3 protein-coding genes are annotated in these 2,095 nt (G+C 57.4%); all 3 read right to left on the bottom strand.

Translation table 11 applies throughout. The features are described from left to right. A partial coding sequence (locus tag HMPREF2975_RS07790) for an SNF2-related protein (RefSeq protein WP_264673892.1) occupies window positions 1-596 on the bottom strand: 596 nt, incomplete at its 3' end. Further along, on the bottom strand, window positions 577-855 hold the full coding sequence (locus HMPREF2975_RS07785) for a VRR-NUC domain-containing protein (protein ID WP_048708027.1): 279 nt from the start codon (window positions 853-855) through the stop codon (window positions 577-579). The genes HMPREF2975_RS07785 and HMPREF2975_RS07790, both read right to left, overlap by 20 nt. A 140-nt stretch (window positions 856-995) precedes the next feature. Next, a partial coding sequence (locus HMPREF2975_RS07780) for a DNA primase family protein (protein ID WP_227469327.1) occupies window positions 996-2,095 on the bottom strand: 1,100 nt, incomplete at its 5' end.

Genomic DNA, 2,095 nt, shown 5'->3' with positions numbered 1-2,095 from the left:
CGCTTATCGGGCACAAACCACCGCTCACGATAACGAGTAATGAAACGACCCAAACGCTCGCCACCGTCGAGAAGACGGAACCCAGCCCACACATCCATCAGCCCGTTCGACGCTGGCGTTCCGGTCAGGCCAACCCAGCGTTTAACGTATGGTCGCATTTTCACCAGCGCCGTGAACCGCTTCGCACGATGGTTCTTGAAGCTGGAGAGTTCGTCGATGATGACCATGTCGAACGGCCAGCCATCGCCGTACTGACCCACGAGCCATGGCATGTTTTCACGGTTGATGATGGTTACCATCGCAGACGCCGCGAGAGCGTTCAGCCGGTCTTGTTTGGTGCCAACAGCGACCGCGACGGTGAGCCCGTCAAGGTGATCCCACTTCGCTATTTCGGCGGGCCAGGTATCGCGGGCTACCCGCAGTGGTGCGATGACTAGGACTCGGTGGATGGTGAAGTAGTCGAGCATGAGCTGCCAGATCGCCGTCAACGTGATCACCGATTTGCCCAAACCCATCCCAAGGAAGATTGCGGCCTCGTGGTGGTCGATGATGAACTGGGTCGCCTGCCGCTGGTAGTTATGCGGCTGATAGTGCATCAAGCACCTCCTTGATCCCGTCAACCGAATCAACGACCAAAGCGGTGAAACCTTGCTGGCGGAGTTGGTTCATCCGGCGCACCTGGATTGGCCTGGGTTGTTTACCTGGTGCTTTGAGCTCAACGAAAACTACGCGGTTTCTCATCAGGCATATCCGGTCAGGTACACCCGTGGTTCCAGGGCAGACAAGCTTCCAGCACAAGCCGCCAGAGGCTTCAATGGCTTTCTTCAGTTGGTGTTCTATGGTTCGTTCGTTCATGGTCACTCCTTGAATGGTTTCTCAAGGGGTGCAGAGTGGTGCAGGGTATTTCCTAACCTTTTACATAGAGAAAAACACCATGTAATTTCACATGCGTAAGGTAGGAAAACGGGTTGCACCGGTCTGCACCCTCATAACTTTCAGCTGTTGAATTCGCTGGTCAGGGCCAGCCCGTAGACGCGGATACCGGACTTGGTTTTCTTGCGCTCGAATCCTGCTTGTTCGCATGCGGCGTTGAAGTCGACCATCGGGCGCGCCCATCCTGAGGTGTTTTGCGCCCACGCCCGATACGTCTGATAGAGGTCACCAGCCCTCTCCGATAATCCGTCCTCGACGTCGCACGAGTCCTCAAGGAACTGCGAGAACCAGTCGTTATCCTCCTTATATGCTTGCGAGGCTTGAACCACCTGAGGCGGCGGAGTGAGCTTGTATCCCTCACTGTGAATGAGGCGCGCTCCCTCCATGATCCAGGAAAGGATTGCTCCGCCCGCTTTTTCGAACAGGTGGTCGGCGTAGTTCTTCACATCCGTGTCGCCTTCGATGGTGGCGTTGAACGGGATGACGATCAGACGCCGCCAGATGCCTGCGTCCATGGCTCCCACACGCGGCAGGTGATTCGTGTAGAGCACGAGCGTGTGGGAGGGTGTGAAGGCGAAGGGATCCTTGAACTTTTTCTCTGCCGAGATCTGATCGGTCGAAGCCAGCTGTTTGACGTTCGAGGTTGATAGGCGCATGCCTTCCTCGGTTTCAGCCGCGATCAAGAGCCGTTTGCCTCTGGCTTCGGCGAGTTCGGGTTTGACGTTGCGGCGCACCCCGACAGTGAGCGCGTCGGCTGAAATCGTGCCCGAATACGTCCCCAACACTCGGGCGATAGTGTTCCAAAACGTTGACTTGCCGTTGCGGCCGTCCCCGTAAGCGATGACGAGCGCTTCGACGAAAACCTGACCGATAGCCGCCAGGCCGACAATGCGCTGCACGTAACCAATCAACTCAGGATCTCCTTGGAAGAAGACGTCGAGCGCGTCGGCCCAGATCTGTGCGCCCTCCTCGCTGGGGCTGACAGCGGTCTGCTTGGTCAGCAGATCGGCTGGGTTGTGCTCGTGGCTTGTGCCGTCGCGTAGATCCCAGGTACCTGACGGGGTGTTGAGCTGGTAGGGGTCGACGTCAAGGTCACGGATACGTACCTGCAAGATTGGCCCGGCTTCTTTCAACGTGGCCGTGATATTGCGTGACAAACGCC

The sequence above is a fragment of the Actinomyces sp. HMSC065F12 genome (assembly GCF_001814535.1).
Taxonomy (GTDB): Bacteria; Actinomycetota; Actinomycetes; order Actinomycetales; family Actinomycetaceae; genus Pauljensenia; species Pauljensenia radingae_A.
Note: the sequence above shows the minus strand (reverse complement) of the source record. Positions and strands in the feature narration are given on the sequence as shown.